The organism is Bradyrhizobium sp. AZCC 1678, from assembly GCF_036924765.1.
Taxonomy (GTDB): Bacteria; Pseudomonadota; Alphaproteobacteria; order Rhizobiales; family Xanthobacteraceae; genus Bradyrhizobium; species Bradyrhizobium algeriense.
Map to the genome: position 1 here is coordinate 6,808,931 of NZ_JAZHSE010000001.1, position 18,992 is coordinate 6,827,922.

Below are 18,992 nucleotides of genomic sequence, written 5' to 3' on the forward strand. Positions count from 1 at the left end.
CTCAGATCCTGTATTCATAGAGCAATCGGGCGCGAATGGTACCCTCCAGAGATCGGATGTCTGCAAGCACACGCTGGCCGTCGGCGGCAGAGGCATCGGCGTCGAGAACCACATAGCCTACCTCGTGGTCGGTCTCGTAGTATTGAGCGGCAATGTTGACGGCGTGGCGCGCGAGCACTTCATTCAGACGTCCCAGCATGCCCGGCAGATTGCGCTGTACCTGAATGAACCGCGTCCCCGATGGCCGCGGCGGTAGCTGGACCTGGGGGAAATTGACCGCGCCCATCGTCGAACCGGAATCGCTGTAATCGACGAGCTTGCGCGCCACTTCGGCACCGATGCGTTCTTGCGCCTCTTCGGTCGAACCGCCGATGTGTGGCGTCAGAATAACATTTTCCAGACCCTGAAGCGGCGATACGAAGCGATCTGCGTTCGAACGCGGCTCGACCGGAAAGACGTCAACCGCGGCGCCACGAAGCCTGCCCTCGCGCAGCGCGTCCGCGAGCGCCTCGAGGTCAACGACCGTACCGCGACTGTTATTGATGAAATACGCGCCGGATTTGATCGCCGCAATCTCCTCGCGCCCGATCATCCCATGCGTGGCAGGCGTTTCCGGCACATGCAACGTCACCACGTCGCTTTGTGCCAGCAGTTCATGCAAGCTCGCGGTCGGCTCGGTGTTGCCGTGACGCAGCCTGTCCGTATGATCGTAGAAAATGACCCTCATCCCCATCGCTTCGGCGAGATTCGAGAGCTGCGAGCCGATATTGCCGTAACCAATGATGCCGAGCGTCTTGCCCCTCACCTCATAGCTGTCGTTTGCGGACTTGTCCCAGCGCCCCTGATGGGCGGCGTTGGAACGCGCGACGATCCGGCGCAGCAGGATGACGATCTCGCCGATCACCAGCTCCGCGACGCTTCGCGTATTGGAAAACGGCGCGTTGAACACGGGAATCCCGCTCCGGCGCGCGGCGTCAACATCCACCTGATTGGTGCCGACGCTGAAGCATCCGATCGCGATGAGCCGGTCCGCGGCCTCAAGAACGTCCGTTGTGATCTGCGTGCGTGAGCGGATGCCCAGCAGGTGCACGCCTTTGATGGCTTCCTTGAGCGCATCGCCCTCAAGTGCCTTGGACAAGCGAACCATGCTGGAATAGCCCGCAGCCTCGATCATCTGCACGGCGCTGTCGTTGACCCCTTCGAGAAGCAAGACCCGGATCTTGTCCTTCGAGAGCGAGAGTTGGGGAAGTTGACTGGGCAAGATCGCGGTATCCTTCAGAGCTCGATGATCGGTAGACTGGCGGCCTGGAAAACCACCATCCTCACGCCGCCAGCGCCTTCATTTCCTTGTATAGATCGGATTTTCCCTCAAATCCGATGCCCGGCAAGTCCGGCATGGTGATGTGCCCGTTCTCGACACGAACACCGTCCGGGAAACCGCCATAGGGCTGGAACAGATCGGGATAGCTCTCATTGCCGCCAAGCCCGAGACCGGCCGCGATATTGAGCGACATCTGGTGGCCACCGTGGGGGATGCAGCGGCTCGGCGACCAGCCGTGGGTCTTCAAGACCGCCAGCGTGCGCTGGTATTCGCACAGGCCATAGGACAGCGCACAATCGAATTGAAGCCAGTCGCGGTCCGGCCGCATGCCTCCATAGCGGATCAGGTTTTTTGCGTCCTGATGGCTGAAGAGATTCTCGCCGGTCGCCATCGGTCCGGGATAGAACTCAGCGAGCGCCGCCTGCAGCGCGAAGTCGAGGGGATCGCCGGCCTCCTCGTACCAGAACAGCGGATACTCCCGCAGCATTTTTGCATAAGCAATCGCCGTCTCGAGATCGAAGCGGCCGTTGGCGTCGACGGCGAGTTGTGTCTGACTGCCGATCTCCTTCAAGACAGCTTCGATGCGCTCGCGATCTTCCGCGATCGGCGCGCCGCCGATCTTCATCTTCACGACGTTGTAGCCGCGGTCGAGATAGCCGCGCATTTCGCCGCGCAGCGCCGACAGGTCCTTGCCGGGATAATAGTAACCACCGGCGGCATACACGAACACACGCGGATCGGCCTTGAGGCCGTGACGCTCGGCGAGCAAACGAAACAGCGGCTTGCCGGCGATCTTCGCCACCGCATCCCACACCGCCATATCGATGGTGCCGACGGCGACCGAGCGCTCGCCGTGGCCGCCCGGCTTCTCGTTCGACATCATGGCGGCCCAGACCTTGTCCGGATCGAGATTGCCGCCATCGGCATCCAGCAGGCTCTTGGGATCGGCCTCTTTCAGCCTCGGCGCAAAGCGTTCGCGGATCAGGCCGCCCTGCCCGTAGCGGCCGTTCGAGTTGAAGCCGTAGCCGACCACGCGCTTGCCGTCGCGCACGACGTCAGTGACGACGGCGACGAGGCTCGTCGTCATTTTGGTGAAGTCGATATAGGCGTTGCGGATCGGCGAGGAGATCGGTTTTGTGATTTCGCAGACGTCGACGATACGGACGGACATGGTGGATGGCTTTCGTGGTGACGCTGCTTCTACACCGTCATTGCGAGCGAAGCGAAGCAATCCATAGCGCCGCAAGAGGAAGAATGGATTGCTTCGTCGCTTCGCTCCCTTGCGCAAACGCTTCGCGTTTGTCGCAGGCAATGACGACGAGAGACCGGGTCAGGATCCCGCCTTATCGCGGAAATACGGCTCGACCGGGCCGTGCACCTTGATCGTCAGCGGGTTGCCATAGCGGTCCTTGGCGTTGCCCGCGGTGACGCGCACCCAGCCCTCGCTGATGCAATACTCCTCGACATTGGTTTTCTCGACGCCCTTGAAACGAATGCCGACGTCGCGCGCGAGGATATCGGCATTGTAATACGGGCTGTTCGGATCGACCGAGAGACGGTCGGGGAATTCGTCGTTCATCGCTTTGTTGGTCTCGCTCACAGCAGTGCCTCGATTTCTCTTCGTAGCCCCTCGGGGGTCACGGTCGGGGCATAGCGCCCGACCACCCTGCCCGACCGGTCGATCAGGAATTTGGTGAAATTCCATTTGATCGACGAACCGAGCAGCCCCGATTTCTCATTCTTCAGATGATTGAACAACGGATGCGCATGGCTGCCATTGACGTTGATCTTGGCGAACATCGGAAACGTCACGTCATATTTGCTCTCACAGAATTGCTCGATCTGCCTTGCGTCGCCCGGCTCCTGTCCGCCGAACTGGTTGCAGGGAAAGCCGAGCACCGCAAAGCCACGCGGCGCGAGTTCGCGTTGCAATTGCTCCAGGCCCTTGTACTGCGGCGTGAACCCGCAGGCGCTCGCGGTGTTGACGATCAGGAGCACCTGACCCTCAAACTGCTTCAGCGGCACCTCTTCGCCGGCGAGCGACTGCGCCGTAAAATCATAAACGCCTGGCATTGTGTTCTTTCGAAATTAGCCCGCCGGATCAATCGCCGCCGACGGCGTTCCGCCGGCTTCGATCGCCTCGCCGGCAGCAAGGCATAAATCCTCGCGGTAACGGCCGGAAACCAGTTGCACGCCAACGGGTACGCGTCCGACCAGCCCTGTCGAAACCGTTAGCCCGGGAAGCCCCATGAAGGGAACGGCGATCTGCGGCAATTGCGCATGCCAGACGCGCGCAAACGACGCCTCGTCCTTGCGGTCGAGCTGATCGGGGAACGGCAATTCGCCGGATACCGGCATCAGCAGTACGGCATAGTTTTCGAAGAACGCCAGCCATTCGCGGGTCAGCGTCAGGCGCCGCGTCAGCGCCTTGGACAGGTCGAACGGATGGACTTTTGCGCGGTTCCCGCGCAGGCAGGCCAGCGCGCCGGGGTCGCCTTCGCGCTCGGCCATCTCCAGCTGCGCCTCATAGCCGTCGCCGAGCCAGAGTTTCGTCTGCAGATCGGCGGCCTCGCGCAGCGGCGGCGTGTTGGCGATTTCCTCGACAATCCAACCGGCACGCTCGAGCCGCTTGCCCGCGTCCGCAACGGCGGCCTTCACTTCAGGCACGGGATCGAGGCCGTCAGGGTTGAGACACATCGCCACGCGCTTGGGCATCGCCGGGCCTTCGAGCGGCGCCGGCACCCACCAGGGATCGCGATAATCTTTCGCCGACATCGCGGCCAGCGCGATCCTGATATCGCCGATGGTGCGCGCCAGCGGACCCGAGACGGCGCTGATCTGCGGCCCGATCGGCCGTTCGGGCAGCGCCGCATTGAACGCCGCGATGCGGCCCATGGTCGGCCGCAGGCCATGCACGCCGCAGGCGTAAGCCGGATAGCGGATCGATCCCGCGATATCAGTGCCGTGTGCGATATGCCCGATGCCGGCCGCGACCGCCGCCCCCGCGCCGCCGGACGAGCCGCCCGGCGTGATGGACGGATCGCGCGGGTTCCTGGTGTCGCCATGAATGAGGTTGGTGGTGAACCAGCGATAGGAGAACGCCGGGCAATTGGTGCGCCCGAGAATGACGGCGCCGGATTTGCGCAGGTTGTCGATCACCGGGTTGTTGCTCTTGGCGATGGCGTCGCGCTGCAGCTTGAGCCCGTTGGTGGTAGCAAAGCCTTCCTGGTCGATATTGACCTTCACCGTGACGGGCACGCCGCCGAGCGGTCCGGCGTCTTCACCGCGCCCGATGGCGGCATCGATGGCGGAAGCCTGCGCCAGCACGTCCTCAGGCCTGTGGTCGACCACGGCGTTGATTTTGGGGTTGACTGCGTCCAGCCGCGCCAGCGCCGCGGTCGCCGCCTCCTTGGCCGAGACTTTCTTCGACCTGATCAGCGAAGCGATTTCCGCGGCCGACAAGCGCCATAGCTCCTGCATGCAAAACTCCATATCGATTGGAGCCCTTTTAGAGCGTTTTCCAGCGAAGTGGAAACCGGTTCGCGCCAAGAAAACGCGTCAAACCAAAAATCCAGCGCCGGGCGCAGGGCAATGCCAGCGGGCCCGCCGCCCAGATTTAGCGCATACGGGCGATGTAATGGGCGAGATCGGCGATCTGCTCTGCTGCGATCGGGGCCATCACGTCCGCCATGCTGGCATCATAGCCGTGGCGGCTGTTGTCCTTGTACTCGGCAAGGGTCTTGGCGAGATAATCCTCGCGCTGGTTGGCGATGCGCGGGACGTTTTCCTTGCCCGACAAATCAGGGTTGTGGCAGGTGTCGCAGCGGTGCTGCTGCACCAGCGCCTGCCCGCGCTGCATCCGCGCTGGATCGCCATTTTCCGCTGGCGGCGCGGGCTTCGGTATCTTGGCGATGAAGTCGGAGAACAGGCGAAGGTCGTCGTCGGTCAGCGGCTTCGCCATCTCGTTCATCAGCTCGAAGACGCGCAGCTTTTCGCGGAACATGAAGAGCTGGATCAGTGTGTAAGGCGCTTGCTGACCGCCGAGCGAAGGGGTGTTCTCGGTTTCCGATTGGCCTTTCTCGCCGTGGCAGGCGAGACACGGCGCGATGCGTTGTTCGATGGTTTCGGCTGATGCGCATGTTGAAATCAACGCAAACGCCAGTGCCGTTATTGTTTTACGCATCAGCCATTCCCGGTACGTCGTCATTCCGGGGCGATGCGAAGCATCGAACCCGGAATGACTGCTATTCGCAAAGGGCGATCTACTTCTCCGCCACCTTCTGCTTGCCGTAGGTGATGCGATAGACCGCGCCGTTCCAGTCGTCGGAGACCAGCAGCGAGCCGTCCTTCATCGGCAGAACGTCGACCGGGCGGCCGATATACTTGTTGTCTTCCAGGAAGCCGGTGAGGAACGGCTCCATCGACTTCATCGAGCCGTCCTTGTTCAGTTTGACGATCACGACGTCACCGCCGACTTTCTTGGTGCGGTTCCATGAACCGTGGCGCGCGATGATGGCCACGTTCTTGTAGGCTTTCGGGAACATATTGCCGGTGTAGAAGCGCATGCCGAGCGCGGCCGAATGCGGGCCCAGCAGGCCGACCGGCGCGGTGAACTCGCTGCAGGATTTACCCCAGCCGAATTCCGGATCGACGATGTTGCCCTGCAGGCAGTAGGGCGCGCCGAAATGTTCGCCGACCTTGGTGATACGGTTGAGCTCGTCCTCGGGCACGTCTTCCGACATCCAGTCGCGGCCGTTGTCGGTGAAGTAGAGCTGCTTGGTCGCTGGATGCCAGTCGAAGCCGACGGTCTGGCGAACGCCCCTGGCGATCACTTCCGCATCTGAGCCGTCCAGGTTCATCCGGCGGATCTGACCGTGGTCGTCGCTATGCAGCAAATTGTTGCCGGGCTGGCCGACCGGAACGTAGAGTTTGTTGTCGGGACCGATGCCGATGAACTTCCAGCCATGGGCCTCGTCCTTTGGCAGCTTGTCATAGATCAGAGTCGGCTTCGGCGGGTTGTCGATGACGTCTTCAACCTTGTCGATCTTTGAGACCTTCGACAGCTCCGCGATGTAGAGCGTGCCATCCTTGAAGGCGAGACCGTTCGGACGGTAGAGGCCGGAGGCCAGCACCTTGACCTCGCGCTTGCCGTCCTTGTTGACGATGGCATAGACCTTGTCGACCAGGCGGCTGCCGACAAACACCGTGCCCTTGTCGCCCACGGCGAGCGAGCGCGCATTCGCCATGCCCGCGGCATAGACCTCGATGTTGAAGCCGGCCGGCACTTTCAGCTTCGCCGTCGGCAATTTGTCCGGCGCCGCGGGTATCGGCGGCGGCGCATTCGGCGCGAGCTTGGCGGCGGCTTCGTTGCCCGCGGGACGTCCGATCAGGGGAGATCCCGGCGGAAGCGCGGGTGCGGCCGCAGGCGGTGCGCCGGCGGCCGGCGGAGCGGCGGGCTGCTGCGCAGCGGCGCCTAGCGTGAATGCACTAAGGAAGGCACCGGCCAGCAACAGGCTGCGCGGCGCCGACGAATGGCGTATCATGGGCGTTCTCCCTTGGTGGAAGCCTGTTCTCTACACGCAGCACACAAGGGTGCTGACGCCGGTGGCTTTCCGAACGGCAATCTCCGATATTTTTCCGTCGTTGCGCAACCGGAAACATGCCTCACGGAAACGGCGGCGGCCGAGTGGTCGGCCGACGCAGACCGGCTTCATCGCGCGTCAATGCTTCGTAACCGAGGCGCCGGGGGCGTCGAGGATCGCTTCGGCGAACGGAAACTCCAGCACGAGCTCGCCGTCGTCGTCGGTCACCTCGATGATCGCGCTCAACAGCGCGCCATCGGCGCCGTCAGTCTTGAGCAGCTCCCGGATCATCGCACGCGCCATTTCCCAGGCGCGATCGGGATCGACAAGTACTTCGCCGTCGGGATCGGGGATCAGCTCGTCGCCGATACGGGTGTTGAAATAATATCGCGGCATCGGCTGAAACCTGGCTCTGTTTGAGGCCCCGCAACCGGAGGCCGCTACTATCTCACAAGGTCTTTATCCGGAGCCGGCTGCGCCCCGTCACACCCAGAATTGCCATTCGTGGCGGTGCAAACAACCGCGAAAGGCTTGATCCCACGCCGTTTTGACCGAGAACCTCCACACAACCCCGTGAAATCCCCTTTGCGGCGCAGCATAAACAAATGGGGTTCCAGGCAAAAGATTTAACTGGCGAACTTTTTGATCCGCAGTACCTTAATCCGGAAGGGCGGAGGTCGTCCGGTAACAAAAGGGAGGCACCAATGGCCTGGAAAGCACCAAAAATCGTCGAAGTATCGGTCGGCATGGAAATCAACATGTATATGTGCGCCACCCGCAAGTAAGCGGCAGCGCATTTCACATCTTACGCAGGTGGACCTCCGGGCCCGACACGTTCCGATAGCGGGACTGTGTCCGACGCCGGTGTCCACTTTGCGGCGTTTGTAATTCAGCTTGTTTCTTCAAGTCTGGAATCTCCAGGAGACGGATCATGCTTCGCGTCGTCGTCCTGGGCGCCGCCGCAGGCGGCGGGATTCCGCAGTGGAACTGCGGATGTCCGGTGTGCCGGATAGCACGAAGTGAAAATTCCGAACTGCGTAGTACCCAAGCCTCGATCGCGGTCAGCGCCGATGGTGCGCACTGGTATCTCATCAACGCTTCGCCCGACCTGCGCCAGCAGGTGATTGCGACGCCGCAGCTTCACCCCAAGGCAGGTCAGCTCAGGCACAGCCCGATCGCAGGCGTGATCCTGACCAATGGCGAGGTCGATGCGGTCGCAGGGCTGCTGTCGATGCGGGAGGGTTCGCCGTTCACGCTCTATGCGCATGAGCGGGTCCTTGCGATTTTGCGATCCAACAGCATCTTTAACGTACTGGGCGACAACAACGTGAAGCGGCGGCCAATCGAGGTCGACAAGGCGTTCGAGCCAGCCCTGCCCGATGGCTCCCCATCCGGCATGGAAATCCTTCCCTTCGCGGTTCCCGGCAAGGGCGCGTGGTATCTCGAAGGCAAGGCGCATCCGGCCGGCGGCGACGGCGCGGGCGATACGCTGGGCTTGCGGATTCTGGACAAGGCAAGCGGCAAGTACTTCTATTTCCTGGCCGCCTGCGCTGACGTGACCGACGATCTCAAATCGCGCCTGGCGGGCGCCGCGCTGGTGTTCTTCGATGGCACCGTGTGGCGCGACGATGAATTGATCGTCCAGGGGCTGGGCACTAAAACGGGCCAAGGGATGGGCCATATTTCAATGTCGGGCACACATGGCGCGATCGAGAGCCTTGCCGGCCTCGATGTCGGCCGCAAAATGTTCCTGCATATCAACAACTCCAACCCCGCGTTGCTCACCGGCTCGGACGAGCGAAAGGAATTGGAACAGGCAGGCTGGCAGATTCCAGCTGACGGAACGGAGATCACGCTGTGAATGTCATGGCCAAGGCGGAAATGACCGCCCTGTCGATCGGCAAGGGCATCACGCTCAACAGCGCCGATGAACTCGAAGCGATGCTCCGCCACATCGGCGCGACGCGCTATCACAATCTGCATCCGTTCCACCGGTTGCTGCATGGCGGCAAGCTCAACAAGGGGCAGGTGCAGGCCTGGGCGCTGAACCGCTATTTTTACCAGAGCACGATCCCGCTCAAGGACGCGATGGTGATCTCCCGGTTCCGCGACCGCGCGACCCGGATCGAATGGCGGCACAGGATCGAGGATCACGACGGCGATATCGGCTCCGAAGGCGGTATCGAGCGCTGGCTGAAGCTGACCGAGGGGCTCGGGCTCGACAGCGCCTATGTGGAATCGACCGAAGGCATCCTGCCCGCGACACGATTTGCGGTGGAGGCCTATGTGCATTTCTGCCGTGACAAGACGCCGCTGGAAGCGATCGCCTCCTCGCTCACGGAACTGTTCGCGCCGAACCTGCATGAGGAACGCATCTCCGGGATGCTGCAGCACTATGATTTCGTCAACCCTGACATCATGAGCTATTTCAGCCGCCGCCTGACACAGGCCCCGCGCGACGCGGGTTTTGCGCTGGAATACGTCAAGGCCAATGCGAAGACGCACGCCGAGCGCGAGGCGGTCTGCAATGCGCTGATCTTCAAGACCAATGTGCTATGGGTTCAGCTCGACGCGCTGTATCATGCCTATGTCGAGGGCCACATACCGCCCGGGGCGTTCGTGCCCAGAGGAGACTAGCGATCGATGGCTGCGAGCCGCAACATCAGTGTCAGCGAGGCGAGCCGGCCGAAATTGCCGCGACATGCGCGGCTGAAATTCGATGAGACGCGGCAGGTCTGGGTGATCCTGGCGCCGGAGCGCGTGCTGGCGCCGGACGAAATCGCCGTGGAAGTGCTGCAGCTCTGCGACGGCGTGCGCAGCGTCGGCGAGATGGCCGACCAGCTCGCCGCCAAATATGCCGCGCCGCGCGAGGCGATCTTAGTCGACGTCATCGGGATGCTGCAGGACCTCGCCGACAAGGGCTTTCTGACCGAAGCGCGTGAGAAGACGTCATGAGCGACATTCTCGCCGATGGTAAAACAGCCGGCGCCGCGCCCAGCGACGGGCTTGCGGTTCTGGAATCGCAACGTTCGACCGCGGAAACGTTCGGCATTCCGCTTGCCGTGCTCGCGGAGCTGACGCACCGCTGCCCGCTGCAGTGCCCCTATTGCTCCAATCCGGTCGAGCTCGACCGTGCTGGCAGTGAGCTGACGACCGACGAATGGAAGAAGGTTTTGAGCGAGCTTGCCGAAATCGGCGTGCTGCAAATCCATTTCTCGGGCGGCGAGCCGACCGCGCGCAAGGATCTGGTGGAGCTGGTGCAGCATGCGACCGACGTCGGGCTGTACAGCAATCTCATCACATCAGCGGTGCTGCTGACCAAGGAAAAACTGTCGGCATTGGCCGATGCGGGGCTCTGCCATGTCCAGATCAGTTTCCAGGGCAACGAGCCCATGGTAGCCGATCGCGTCGCCGGGCTGAAGAACTCCCACGAGAAGAAGATCGAAGCGGCAAGATGGACGCGCGAGCTCGATATGCCGCTGACGGTCAATGCCGTCATGCACCGGCAGAACCTGCACCAGCTCGCAGACATCATTCAGATGGCGGTCGATCTCGACGCCGACAGGCTGGAAGTGGCGAACGTCCAATATTACGGCTGGGCGCTGAAGAACCGCGCCGCCTTGATGCCGACGCTCGAACAGATCGAGGAAACCAGCCGCATCGTCGAGGAAGCCGCCGTGCGGCTGAAGGGCATTCTCGCCATCGACTATGTGGTGCCGGATTACTACGCGCTGCGGCCGAAGAAATGCATGGGCGGCTGGGGCCGGCAGTTCTTCAACATTTCTCCGGCGGGCAAGGTCCTGCCTTGCCACGCGGCGGAGAGCATCACCGGGCTCGAATTCTTGTCCGTGCGCTCAAATCATTCGATTGCCTGGATCTGGCAGAATTCCGAAGCCTTCAACCGCTATCGCGGCACCGGCTGGATGCCCGAGCCATGCAAGAGCTGCGAATTCCGGGAAATCGATTTCGGCGGCTGCCGCTGCCAGGCCTTTGCGCTGACCGGCGATGCCGGCAATACCGACCCGGCGTGCACGCTGTCGCCGATGCACGAGCAGATCTTCAAGCAGGCCGAGCGCGAGGCGGCCGCGCACCAGGACCGCTTCCTCTATCGCAATTTCGCCGGCGGCACGCTGGAGACGGAAGGCAAGCATGGCGCCTGACGCCGACGCCGGCAAATCCGTCAAACGCGCCGATCCGTTTGCCCCGCTGACGTCGGAGCAGCTCGCAGTCAGCGACGGTCACGACATCTACGTCGAAAGCGTCGGTCGCGCCGGTGGCATCCCCGCGGTCTACCTGCATGGCGGGCCCGGCAGCGGCTGCCAGCCGGACCATCGCCGGCTGTTCGATCCCGAGCGTTTCCACGCCGTGCTGTTCGACCAGCGCGGCGCGGGCCGCAGCCGTCCCAAGGGCCGCCGCGAAGCCAACACGTTGCCGCATCTGATCGCCGACATGGAAGCGATCCGCGAGAAATTCGAACTTGAGCGCTGGATGATCGTCGGCGGCTCCTGGGGCGCGACGCTGGCGCTGGCCTATGCGCAAGCCCATCCCGACCGCGTCACCGGCATCGTGCTGCGCGCCACCTTTCTCGGCACATCAGAGGAAATCGAAAACGGTTTTCTCAAGGTAATGCCGCGGTTCTATCCCGGCCTTTACGACGACTTCATGAGCGTGCTGCCGGAAGGCGAACGCGCGCAACCGCTGCATGCCTATTTTCGCCGTATCCTCGATCCCAATCCTGACGTGAATATTCCCGCGGCGCGGGCATGGGGCGAAACCGAGCGCATTCTTTCCGAACACACGCCGAACCGCATACGCCTCGATCTGGCGACGCTTAGTTCATCGCGAGGCCTGCCGGCCACGCCGTTCATGGAAGCGCACTACTTCGCCAATGACTGTTTCATGGAGCCCAACCAGTTGCTGCGCGAAGCGGGCAGGCTCAAAGGCATCCCCGGCATCATCGTGCAGGGCCGATATGACCTACTGTGCCCGCCCGTGACCTCGCATGCGCTTGCGGCGGTGTGGCGCGAGGCCGAGATTCGGTTTGTCGAGGGCGCCGGCCACACGCTGTACGATCCCGGCGTCCGCGATGCCGTGATGAAGGCGATCGCGGACATGGCTTCCAGAACGGGCAAATAGGAATCAAGAAAATGCCGATCGCCGGAAAAGGCATGCTGCTGACGTCGATGAACATCGACGCGAAGGACGAAGCCGAATTCAATCGCTGGTACGACCGCGAACATCTTGAAGAACGCGTCGCGATCGATGGCTTCCTCGAAGCGCGCCGCTATGTCGCCCATGCGGGGAATCCGAAATATCTCAGCCTCTACTCGACCGAAACCTTTGAGGTGCTGGACAGCCCGGCCTATCGCGCCGCGCTTTCGAACCAGACGGCGTGGTCGAAGGCCAACATCGCCCGCTTCCAGAACATGATCCGGGCGGTCGCGCGCATCACGATCAGCCAGGGCACCGGCCGCGGCGCGGCGCTCGGCATCATCCGGCTGCGCCTTTCCGGCGGCGAAGACAAACTGCGCGCCGCGCTCCGCGAGCAACTCGATCCCGCACAACTCGACGGCATCATCTCCATGCATTTGATCGAGAGCGATCCGGCGCTGTCAAAACCGATCACCGACGATCCCTCGACGCCCAATCCCGGCGCCGGCGACTGGTTCGTGCTGATCGATGCAACTGACGTAGGCGCCGTCCCTTCTGCCGCGGCGCGGTTTCTCGACAATGCCGCGCTCAAGCCGCTGGTGATTTCCAGCGGCGTCTACCGGCTGATGTGGGATATCGCCAAAAGCGACCTCGGCTAGGGCTTGGGATCGATGCCCGATGCCATGAATGACCAAAATGCCATGGGCAGTACCGCGGAAGTCTTTACCGCCTTCCTCAAGCTGGGCCTTACATCGTTCGGCGGGCCGATTGCGCATCTCGGCTATTTCAGGACCGAATTCGTCGAGCGGCGGAAATGGCTGAGCGAGAGCAGCTACGCCGACATCGTTGCGCTCTGCCAGTTCTTGCCGGGGCCGGCTTCCAGCCAGGTCGGCTTCACCCTCGGCATCCTGCGCGGCAACGGCCTGCTTGGCGGATTGGCGGCTTGGTTCGCCTTCACGATGCCGTCGGCGATCATTCTGTTCGCCTTTGCGCTCGGCGCAACCGCCCTCACCGGCCCCTTCGCCGAGGGGATTCTTCACGGCCTGAAGCTGGTCGCGGTTGCCGTCGTCGCGCAAGCGATCTGGGGCATGGCCAACAGCCTGACGCCGGACCGGGCGCGGGCGGCGATCGCGCTTGCGGCTGTTGCGATCGTGGTTTTCGTCGGCGGATCGTTCGGGCAGATCGGCGCCATCGCGCTTGGGGCGTTGGCCGGGCTCTGGCTGTGCCGCGGCGACGGGCCGGCGCTGACCGGTCAACTCGGCTTTTCGGTGTCGCGTCAACACGGCGTAATCGCGCTCGTGCTTTTCGCAGTGCTGTTCCTTGTCACGCCACTGGTGACGGCGCGAACCGGCTCGCAAGGCCTTGCGCTGTTCGACGCGTTCTATCGTTCCGGCTCGCTGGTGTTCGGCGGCGGCCATGTCGTGCTGCCGCTGTTGCAGGCGGAAGTGGTGACGCCGGGCTGGGTCAGCAACGAGGATTTCCTCGCCGGCTACGGCATGGCGCAAGCGGTGCCCGGACCGCTCTTCACGTTCGCGGCCTATCTCGGCGCCATTGGTCCCGCTCCCAACGGTTTCGCCGGCGCTGCGATCGCACTGGTCGCGCTGTCTCTGCCGGGGCTACTCCTGGTCTACGGCATGCTGCCGTTCTGGGATGCGCTACGCCTGCGTCCCGCCGCCCAAGCCGCCATGCGCGGCACCAATGCCGCCGTTGTCGGCATCCTTGGGGCGGCGCTCTACAATCCGGTCTGGACCAGCGCCGTGCTTACTCCGCGGGATTTCGCCGTCGCGTTGGCGGGCTTCCTGCTGCTGACAGTGTGGAAATTGCCGCCCTGGATTGTCGTCGTCCTGCTGGCGGCGACAGGAGCCACCCTGCGACTGATTTGAGCACACGTCATCGCATCTGCGTCCATTTTGCCCGACATGCGCGTACTTGCCGTGTTCGAAGTTGAAGCTGCACTGCACATGCTGCACTGCCGCATCGACATGCGACGCTAAGTCCAAGCTCCCATGCAGTTGAAGGCCGAAGATCGCACAAAATTGCCTTGTGCGCGGCGTCTGGAATGGCTCTAATAAGATAAGCCTATGATCCAATTCAAAAACCACAAGAACGCTCGTTAAGCGTTCGAGGCAAAAAAGGCCGCGTTCCCGTAGCTTGCGCGGACAAGGTAGGAATGAAACCGACTGATATCTCGGCGCCAGACTACTTTCACAAAGTGGTCGATTGCCAATGGGCCTGCCCCGCACACACACCGGTTCCCGAGTACATCCGTTTGATTGCCGAAGGGCGTTATAGCGACGCCTACATGATCAATTGGCAATCGAATGTGTTTCCCGGAATTCTGGGACGCACCTGCGATCGTCCATGCGAACCCGCGTGCCGCCGCGGCCGCGTCGAGGAAACTCCGGTTGCGATCTGCCGCCTGAAGCGCGTTGCCGCCGACTTCAAGGACGACGTCAAGCACCGCATGCCGAAGCCGCTGGCCAAAAACGGCAAGCGCATCGCGCTGGTCGGCGGCGGCCCCGCCTCGCTTACAGTGGCGCGCGACCTCGCGCCGCTCGGCTATCACTGCACCGTGTTCGATGCCGATCCCAAGGCGGGCGGCATGATGCGGAGCCAGATTCCGAAGTTCCGCCTGCCGGACAACGTCATCGACGAGGAGACCGATTACATCCTCAACCTCGGCGTCGAGTTCAAGGGCGGGCATCACATCGACAGCCTGAAGAAGCTGCTCGGCGAAAACTACGACGCGATTTTCATCGGCTCCGGTGCCCCGCGTGGCCGCGAGCTCGATATCCCCGGCCGCAAGGAAGCTGCCGCCAATATCCACATCGGCATCGAATGGCTGGCGTCGGTCTCGTTCGGTCATGTCGAGAAGATCGGCAGGCGCGTCATCGTGCTCGGCGGCGGCAACACCGCGATGGATTGCTGCCGCACCGCGCGCCGGCTCGGCGGCGCAGACGTGAAAGTCATCGTCCGCTCCGGCTTCGAGGAAATGAAGGCGAGCCCCTGGGAAAAGGAAGACGCCCTGCACGAGGACATTCCGATCCTCAATTACATGGTGCCGGTGGCATTCAAGCATGTCAGCGGCAAGCTCATCGGCGTCACCTTCCAGAAGGTGAAGGCCGAATACGACGCCAAGGGCCGCCGCAACCTGGTGCCCTCCGGCGAACCCAACCAGACCATCCCCTGCGACGACGTGCTGGTCGCGGTCGGCCAGGAGAATGCGTTCCCCTGGATCGAGCGCGATTGCGGCATCGAGTTTGACAAGTGGAACATGCCGCAGGTCGACGCGAAGACCTTTGTATCGACCAATCCGAAAGTTTTCTTCGGCGGCGACGCCGCGTTCGGCCCGAAGAACATCATCTGGGCGGTCGCGCACGGCCACGACGCCGCGCTGTCGATCCACAAGATGATCTCGGGCGAAGACATCACCGAGCGCCCGCTGCCGGAAGTGCATGTCTCGTCGCAGAAGATGGGCATCCACGAGTGGAGCTACGACAACGATATCTCGGGGGACAAGCGCTACAAGGTGCCGCATCGCGACAAGGTGATCGCGCTGAAGGACATCAAGGCCGAGGTCGAGCTCGGCTATGACGTCAAGCTCGCGCTCGGTGAGGCGCAGCGTTGCCTGAACTGCGACGTGCAGACCGTATTCTCGGCGCCCGCCTGCATCGAATGCGATGCCTGCGTCGACATCTGCCCGATGGACTGCATCACCTTCACAGAGAATGGCGAGGAAGAGGATCTCAGGCAGCGGTTGAAGGCGCCCTCGCCGCACCAGGACCAGGCGCTCTATGTCGCCGAGGGCCTCAAGACCGGCCGCGTCATGGTCAAGGACGAGGACGTCTGCCTGCATTGCGGGCTGTGCGCCGAGCGTTGTCCCACGGGTGCCTGGGACATGCAGAAATACCTCATCGATATGACTCACGCGGGAACAACATGCCAGTCCAAAGCCCGATCAGCAGCGTAAACGACTTCGTCGTCCGTTTCGCCAACGTCAACGGCTCGGGTTCGGCTAGCGCCAACGAGCTGTTCGCCCGCGCGATCCTGCGCCACGGCGTACCGGTGTCTCCGCGCAACATCTTCCCTTCCAACATCCAGGGCCTGCCGACCTGGTACGAGGTGCGGGTCACCGAAGCCGGCCATCTCGGCGCCCGCGGCGGCGTCGACATGATGGTGGCGATGAACCCGCAGACCTGGGACAAGGACGTCGCCTCGATCGAGCCCGGCGGCTATCTGTTCTACGATTCGACCAAGCCGATGCCGACGTCGAAATTCCGCGCGGATATCAACGTGATCGGCGTGCCGCTGACGGCGATCACCAATTCGACCTACACCGATCCGCGCCAGCGCCAACTGTTCAAGAACATCATCTATCTCGGCGCGATGTGCGCCCTGCTCGACATGGACCCGAAGATCGTCGAGCAATTGATTGCCGAACAGTACAAGGGCAAGGAGAAGCTCTTGTCCTCCAACGTCCACGCGCTGCATCTCGGCCGCGACTGGGCGCTGCAGAATTTGAAATGCCCGGTCGGGCTGCGGGTGAAGAAGTCCGATAAGGTCGGCGACCGCATCTTCATGGAAGGCAACAGCGCGGCTGCGCTCGGCGCGGTCTATGGCGGCGCCACCGTCTGCGCCTGGTATCCGATCACGCCGTCGTCGTCGGTGGCGGAGGCCTTCACGAGCCACTGCAAGAAGCTGCGGCATGACCCTGAGACCGGCAAGGCCAAATACGCGATCGTGCAAGGCGAAGATGAGCTCGCATCCATCGGCATCGTGATCGGCGCCTCCTGGAATGGCGCGCGGGCCTTCACCGCGACTTCCGGTCCCGGCATCTCACTGATGACCGAATTCATCGGCCTGTCCTACTTCGCCGAAATTCCGGCCGTAATCATGAACATCCAGCGCGCCGGCCCCTCGACGGGCATGCCAACGCGCACCCAGCAATGCGACATCATCGCCTGTGCCTACGCTTCGCACGGCGACACCAAGCACGTCCTGCTGTTCCCGGAAGATCCGGCCGAAGCGTTCGAGTTCGCGGCGCAGTCGTTCGACCTCGCCGACCGGCTGCAGACCATGATCTTCCTGATGCTCGACCTCGACATCGGCATGAATCACCGGCTGTGCCGCCCGCTGAAATGGGACGACGCCAGGCAATATGACCGCGGCAAGGTGATGACCGCGGAAATGCTCGACGAGCCCGGCCGCGATTTCGGCCGCTATCTCGACGTCGACGGCGACGGCATTCCCTACCGCACCTATCCCGGCACGCATCCGACCAAGGGCTCGTTCTTCACCCGCGGCACTTCGCGCGACCGCTACGCGCGCTATTCGGAAGAAGGCGCGATCTATGCCGACAACATGCAGCGGCTGGTGCGCAAGTTCGAAACGGCGCAGGACATGGTGCCGCGGCCATTGCAGGCCAACGCCGCCAAGCCGACCAAATACGGCGTGATCTATTTCGGCTCGACGGCGCCGGCGATGGACGAGGCGATCGGGCTTTTGGAAGCGCGCGGGCATCAGCTCGACCGCCTGCGCATCCGCGCCTTCCCGTTCCATTCCAGCGTGGCGAGCTTCATCGCCGACCATGATTTCGTGTACGTGGTCGAGCAGAACCGCGACGGCCAGCTTCGCCAGTTGATCGTCAACGAGAACGGTATCGATCCGGTCCGGCTGGTGCCGATCCTGCACTATGACGGCACGCCGATCACCGCGCGCTTCATTGCGAATGCCATCGGCGACCACCAGGACCATCTGAAGGTGACCCCTCTCCGCAAGGCCGTGTCATGACCTACATCGCAAAGCCCAAGTTCCATCATCCCGGCCTGCCCAAGAACGAGCTCGGCTACACTCACCGGGATTACGAAGGAAAAATCTCGACGCTGTGCGCCGGCTGCGGCCACGACTCGATCACCGCCTCGATCATCGAGGCCTGCTATGAACTCTCGATCGAGCCGCACCGGGTGGCAAAAATTTCCGGCATCGGCTGCTCGTCTAAGACGCCGGACTATTTCCTGGGCAATTCGCACGGGTTCAACTCCGTGCACGGCCGCATGCCGTCGGTCCTGACCGGCGCCCAACCTCGCCAACCGCGACCTGATCTATCTCGGCGTTTCCGGCGACGGCGACAGTGCCTCGATCGGCTTCGGCCAGTTCGCGCATTCGATCCGGCGCGCCGTCAACATGACCTACATCGTCGAGAACAACGGCGTGTACGGGCTGACCAAGGGGCAATTTTCGGCGACCGCCGACCGCGGCTCGAAGTCCAAGAAGGGTGTGATGAACACCGACAACGCTATCGACCTGGTGGCGATCGCGCTGCAACTCGGCGCGAGCTTCGTGGCGCGCAGCTTCTCCGGCGACAAGAACCAGCTGGTGCCGCTGATCGCGGCCGCGATCCGGCACAAGGGCGCGTCGTTCATCGATGTCATCAGCCCCTGCATCGCCTTCAACAACCACGCCGGCTCAACCAAGAGCTTTGATTACGTCCGCGAACATAACGACGCGGTGAATCGCCTCGATGTGCTGACCGGCCGCGACCCGATCACGGTCGATTACGCGCCGGGCACGGTGCAGGTAGTCGAACAGCATGACGGTACGAGGCTGGCGCTGCGCAAGATCGACGCCGACTATGACGCCAACGACCGGCTGGCGGCCATGACCTTCCTGCAGAAGCACGCGGCCAAGGGCCAGGTGGTGACCGGACTGCTCTACGTCGATCCGGATTCGGAAGACCTCCACACCCATCTCGACACCGTCGAGACGCCGCTCAATACGCTGGAAGCCAAGGACCTGTGCCCCGGCACATCAGCGCTGGAAAAGATCAACGCCAGCCTGCGGTAGGCGTCAAAACTGTTCAAACCTCTCATCCTCTGAGAAGTTCGTAGCCCGGATGGAGCCACCGGGTCGCGCGAATGCGCGCCCGATGACAGGCTCCG

At 62.7% G+C, this 18,992-nt stretch carries 18 protein-coding genes and 1 pseudogene; 11 read left to right on the forward strand and 8 right to left on the reverse strand.

Going from position 1 to position 18,992, the window contains the following annotated elements:
* Position 1 precedes the first annotated feature (1 nt).
* The 8 genes from serA to V1294_RS32770 form a co-directional block, all read right to left on the reverse strand.
* Complete coding sequence (serA, locus tag V1294_RS32735) at positions 2-1,261, reverse strand: phosphoglycerate dehydrogenase (RefSeq protein WP_334503021.1); 1,260 nt, start codon at positions 1,259-1,261, stop codon at positions 2-4.
* Positions 1,262-1,322: 61 nt separating this feature from the next.
* On the reverse strand, positions 1,323-2,492 hold the full coding sequence (locus V1294_RS32740; protein ID WP_334503024.1) for a mandelate racemase/muconate lactonizing enzyme family protein: 1,170 nt from the start codon (positions 2,490-2,492) through the stop codon (positions 1,323-1,325).
* Positions 2,493-2,651: 159 nt separating this feature from the next.
* The gene (locus tag V1294_RS32745; RefSeq protein ID WP_247784168.1) at positions 2,652-2,921 is read right to left on the reverse strand and encodes a DUF3297 family protein; all 270 of its coding nucleotides are present in this window, start codon (positions 2,919-2,921) and stop codon (positions 2,652-2,654) included.
* Complete coding sequence (locus tag V1294_RS32750; RefSeq protein WP_334503025.1) at positions 2,918-3,394, reverse strand: glutathione peroxidase; 477 nt, start codon at positions 3,392-3,394, stop codon at positions 2,918-2,920. The genes V1294_RS32745 and V1294_RS32750 overlap by 4 nt, the downstream gene beginning before the upstream one ends.
* A 15-nt stretch (positions 3,395-3,409) precedes the next feature.
* Positions 3,410-4,801 (reverse strand): amidase family protein, encoded by a 1,392-nt coding sequence (locus tag V1294_RS32755; RefSeq protein ID WP_334503027.1) that lies wholly within the window; start codon positions 4,799-4,801, stop codon positions 3,410-3,412.
* A 136-nt stretch (positions 4,802-4,937) separates the two neighbouring features.
* Positions 4,938-5,504, reverse strand: a complete 567-nt coding sequence (locus V1294_RS32760; protein ID WP_334484639.1) for a c-type cytochrome — start codon at positions 5,502-5,504, stop codon at positions 4,938-4,940.
* Between the two features lie 79 nt (positions 5,505-5,583).
* Positions 5,584-6,864, reverse strand: coding sequence for a PQQ-dependent sugar dehydrogenase (locus V1294_RS32765; protein WP_334503029.1), 1,281 nt, complete (start codon positions 6,862-6,864; stop codon positions 5,584-5,586).
* Between the two features lie 177 nt (positions 6,865-7,041).
* Positions 7,042-7,299, reverse strand: a complete 258-nt coding sequence (locus tag V1294_RS32770) for a DUF6894 family protein (protein ID WP_334484643.1) — start codon at positions 7,297-7,299, stop codon at positions 7,042-7,044.
* Between the two features lie 308 nt (positions 7,300-7,607).
* Here V1294_RS32770 and pqqA point away from each other — a divergent pair, with 308 nt between their 5' ends.
* The 11 genes and pseudogenes from pqqA to V1294_RS32825 all read left to right on the forward strand — a co-directional run bounded on the left by pqqA (position 7,608) and on the right by V1294_RS32825 (position 18,897).
* Complete coding sequence (gene pqqA, locus V1294_RS32775; protein ID WP_035635412.1) at positions 7,608-7,688, forward strand: pyrroloquinoline quinone precursor peptide PqqA; 81 nt, start codon at positions 7,608-7,610, stop codon at positions 7,686-7,688.
* Positions 7,689-7,834: 146 nt separating this feature from the next.
* On the forward strand, positions 7,835-8,764 hold the full coding sequence (gene pqqB / locus V1294_RS32780) for a pyrroloquinoline quinone biosynthesis protein PqqB (protein WP_334503032.1): 930 nt from the start codon (positions 7,835-7,837) through the stop codon (positions 8,762-8,764).
* 20 nt (positions 8,765-8,784) lie between these two features.
* Positions 8,785-9,540 carry a pyrroloquinoline-quinone synthase PqqC gene (pqqC, locus tag V1294_RS32785; protein WP_108519174.1) on the forward strand — a complete coding sequence of 252 codons (756 nt, stop codon included), beginning with the start codon at positions 8,785-8,787 and terminating at the stop codon, positions 9,538-9,540.
* 6 nt (positions 9,541-9,546) lie between these two features.
* Entirely contained in the window at positions 9,547-9,858 is a 312-nt protein-coding gene (gene pqqD, locus V1294_RS32790) for a pyrroloquinoline quinone biosynthesis peptide chaperone PqqD (RefSeq protein ID WP_334503034.1), read from the forward strand.
* A complete protein-coding gene (gene pqqE, locus V1294_RS32795; protein ID WP_334503036.1) occupies positions 9,855-11,063 on the forward strand; it encodes a pyrroloquinoline quinone biosynthesis protein PqqE in 1,209 nt (402 codons plus the stop codon). The genes pqqD and pqqE overlap by 4 nt, the downstream gene beginning before the upstream one ends.
* On the forward strand, positions 11,053-12,039 hold the full coding sequence (gene pip, locus V1294_RS32800; RefSeq protein WP_334503038.1) for a prolyl aminopeptidase: 987 nt from the start codon (positions 11,053-11,055) through the stop codon (positions 12,037-12,039). Before pqqE ends, pip begins: the two co-directional genes overlap by 11 nt.
* An 11-nt stretch (positions 12,040-12,050) precedes the next feature.
* The gene (locus V1294_RS32805; protein ID WP_334503040.1) at positions 12,051-12,713 is read left to right on the forward strand and encodes a hypothetical protein; all 663 of its coding nucleotides are present in this window, start codon (positions 12,051-12,053) and stop codon (positions 12,711-12,713) included.
* A 24-nt stretch (positions 12,714-12,737) separates the two neighbouring features.
* Positions 12,738-13,937, forward strand: a complete 1,200-nt coding sequence (gene chrA / locus V1294_RS32810; RefSeq protein ID WP_334503042.1) for a chromate efflux transporter — start codon at positions 12,738-12,740, stop codon at positions 13,935-13,937.
* 287 nt (positions 13,938-14,224) lie between these two features.
* Positions 14,225-16,024, forward strand: coding sequence for an FAD-dependent oxidoreductase (locus tag V1294_RS32815; protein ID WP_334503044.1), 1,800 nt, complete (start codon positions 14,225-14,227; stop codon positions 16,022-16,024).
* Positions 15,994-17,844: a 2-oxoacid:acceptor oxidoreductase subunit alpha gene (locus V1294_RS32820; protein ID WP_334484659.1), complete on the forward strand. Its 1,851-nt coding sequence runs from the start codon at positions 15,994-15,996 to the stop codon at positions 17,842-17,844. The genes V1294_RS32815 and V1294_RS32820 overlap by 31 nt, the downstream gene beginning before the upstream one ends.
* Positions 17,841-18,897 (forward strand): annotated as a pseudogene (locus V1294_RS32825) (2-oxoacid:ferredoxin oxidoreductase subunit beta). Before V1294_RS32820 ends, V1294_RS32825 begins: the two are co-directional and overlap by 4 nt.
* The last annotated feature ends 95 nt before the right edge of the window (positions 18,898-18,992 follow it).

What these genes read in the sequence shown, in the direction of transcription:
- V1294_RS32740 (WP_334503024.1), bottom strand. Translation starts at nt 2,492, where the DNA reads ATGTCCGTCCGTATCGTCGACGTCTGCGAAATCACAAAACCGATCTCC.
- V1294_RS32750 (WP_334503025.1), bottom strand. Translation starts at nt 3,394, where the DNA reads ATGCCAGGCGTTTATGATTTTACGGCGCAGTCGCTCGCCGGCGAAGAG.
- V1294_RS32755 (WP_334503027.1), bottom strand. Translation starts at nt 4,801, where the DNA reads ATGCAGGAGCTATGGCGCTTGTCGGCCGCGGAAATCGCTTCGCTGATC.
- V1294_RS32760 (WP_334484639.1), bottom strand. Translation starts at nt 5,504, where the DNA reads ATGCGTAAAACAATAACGGCACTGGCGTTTGCGTTGATTTCAACATGC.
- V1294_RS32765 (WP_334503029.1), bottom strand. Translation starts at nt 6,864, where the DNA reads ATGATACGCCATTCGTCGGCGCCGCGCAGCCTGTTGCTGGCCGGTGCC.
- V1294_RS32770 (WP_334484643.1), bottom strand. Translation starts at nt 7,299, where the DNA reads ATGCCGCGATATTATTTCAACACCCGTATCGGCGACGAGCTGATCCCC.
- pqqA (WP_035635412.1), top strand. Translation starts at nt 7,608, where the DNA reads ATGGCCTGGAAAGCACCAAAAATCGTCGAAGTATCGGTCGGCATGGAA.
- pqqB (WP_334503032.1), top strand. Translation starts at nt 7,835, where the DNA reads ATGCTTCGCGTCGTCGTCCTGGGCGCCGCCGCAGGCGGCGGGATTCCG.
- pqqC (WP_108519174.1), top strand. Translation starts at nt 8,785, where the DNA reads ATGACCGCCCTGTCGATCGGCAAGGGCATCACGCTCAACAGCGCCGAT.
- pqqD (WP_334503034.1), top strand. Translation starts at nt 9,547, where the DNA reads ATGGCTGCGAGCCGCAACATCAGTGTCAGCGAGGCGAGCCGGCCGAAA.
- pqqE (WP_334503036.1), top strand. Translation starts at nt 9,855, where the DNA reads ATGAGCGACATTCTCGCCGATGGTAAAACAGCCGGCGCCGCGCCCAGC.
- pip (WP_334503038.1), top strand. Translation starts at nt 11,053, where the DNA reads ATGGCGCCTGACGCCGACGCCGGCAAATCCGTCAAACGCGCCGATCCG.
- V1294_RS32805 (WP_334503040.1), top strand. Translation starts at nt 12,051, where the DNA reads ATGCCGATCGCCGGAAAAGGCATGCTGCTGACGTCGATGAACATCGAC.
- chrA (WP_334503042.1), top strand. Translation starts at nt 12,738, where the DNA reads ATGAATGACCAAAATGCCATGGGCAGTACCGCGGAAGTCTTTACCGCC.
- V1294_RS32815 (WP_334503044.1), top strand. Translation starts at nt 14,225, where the DNA reads ATGAAACCGACTGATATCTCGGCGCCAGACTACTTTCACAAAGTGGTC.
- V1294_RS32820 (WP_334484659.1), top strand. Translation starts at nt 15,994, where the DNA reads ATGCCAGTCCAAAGCCCGATCAGCAGCGTAAACGACTTCGTCGTCCGT.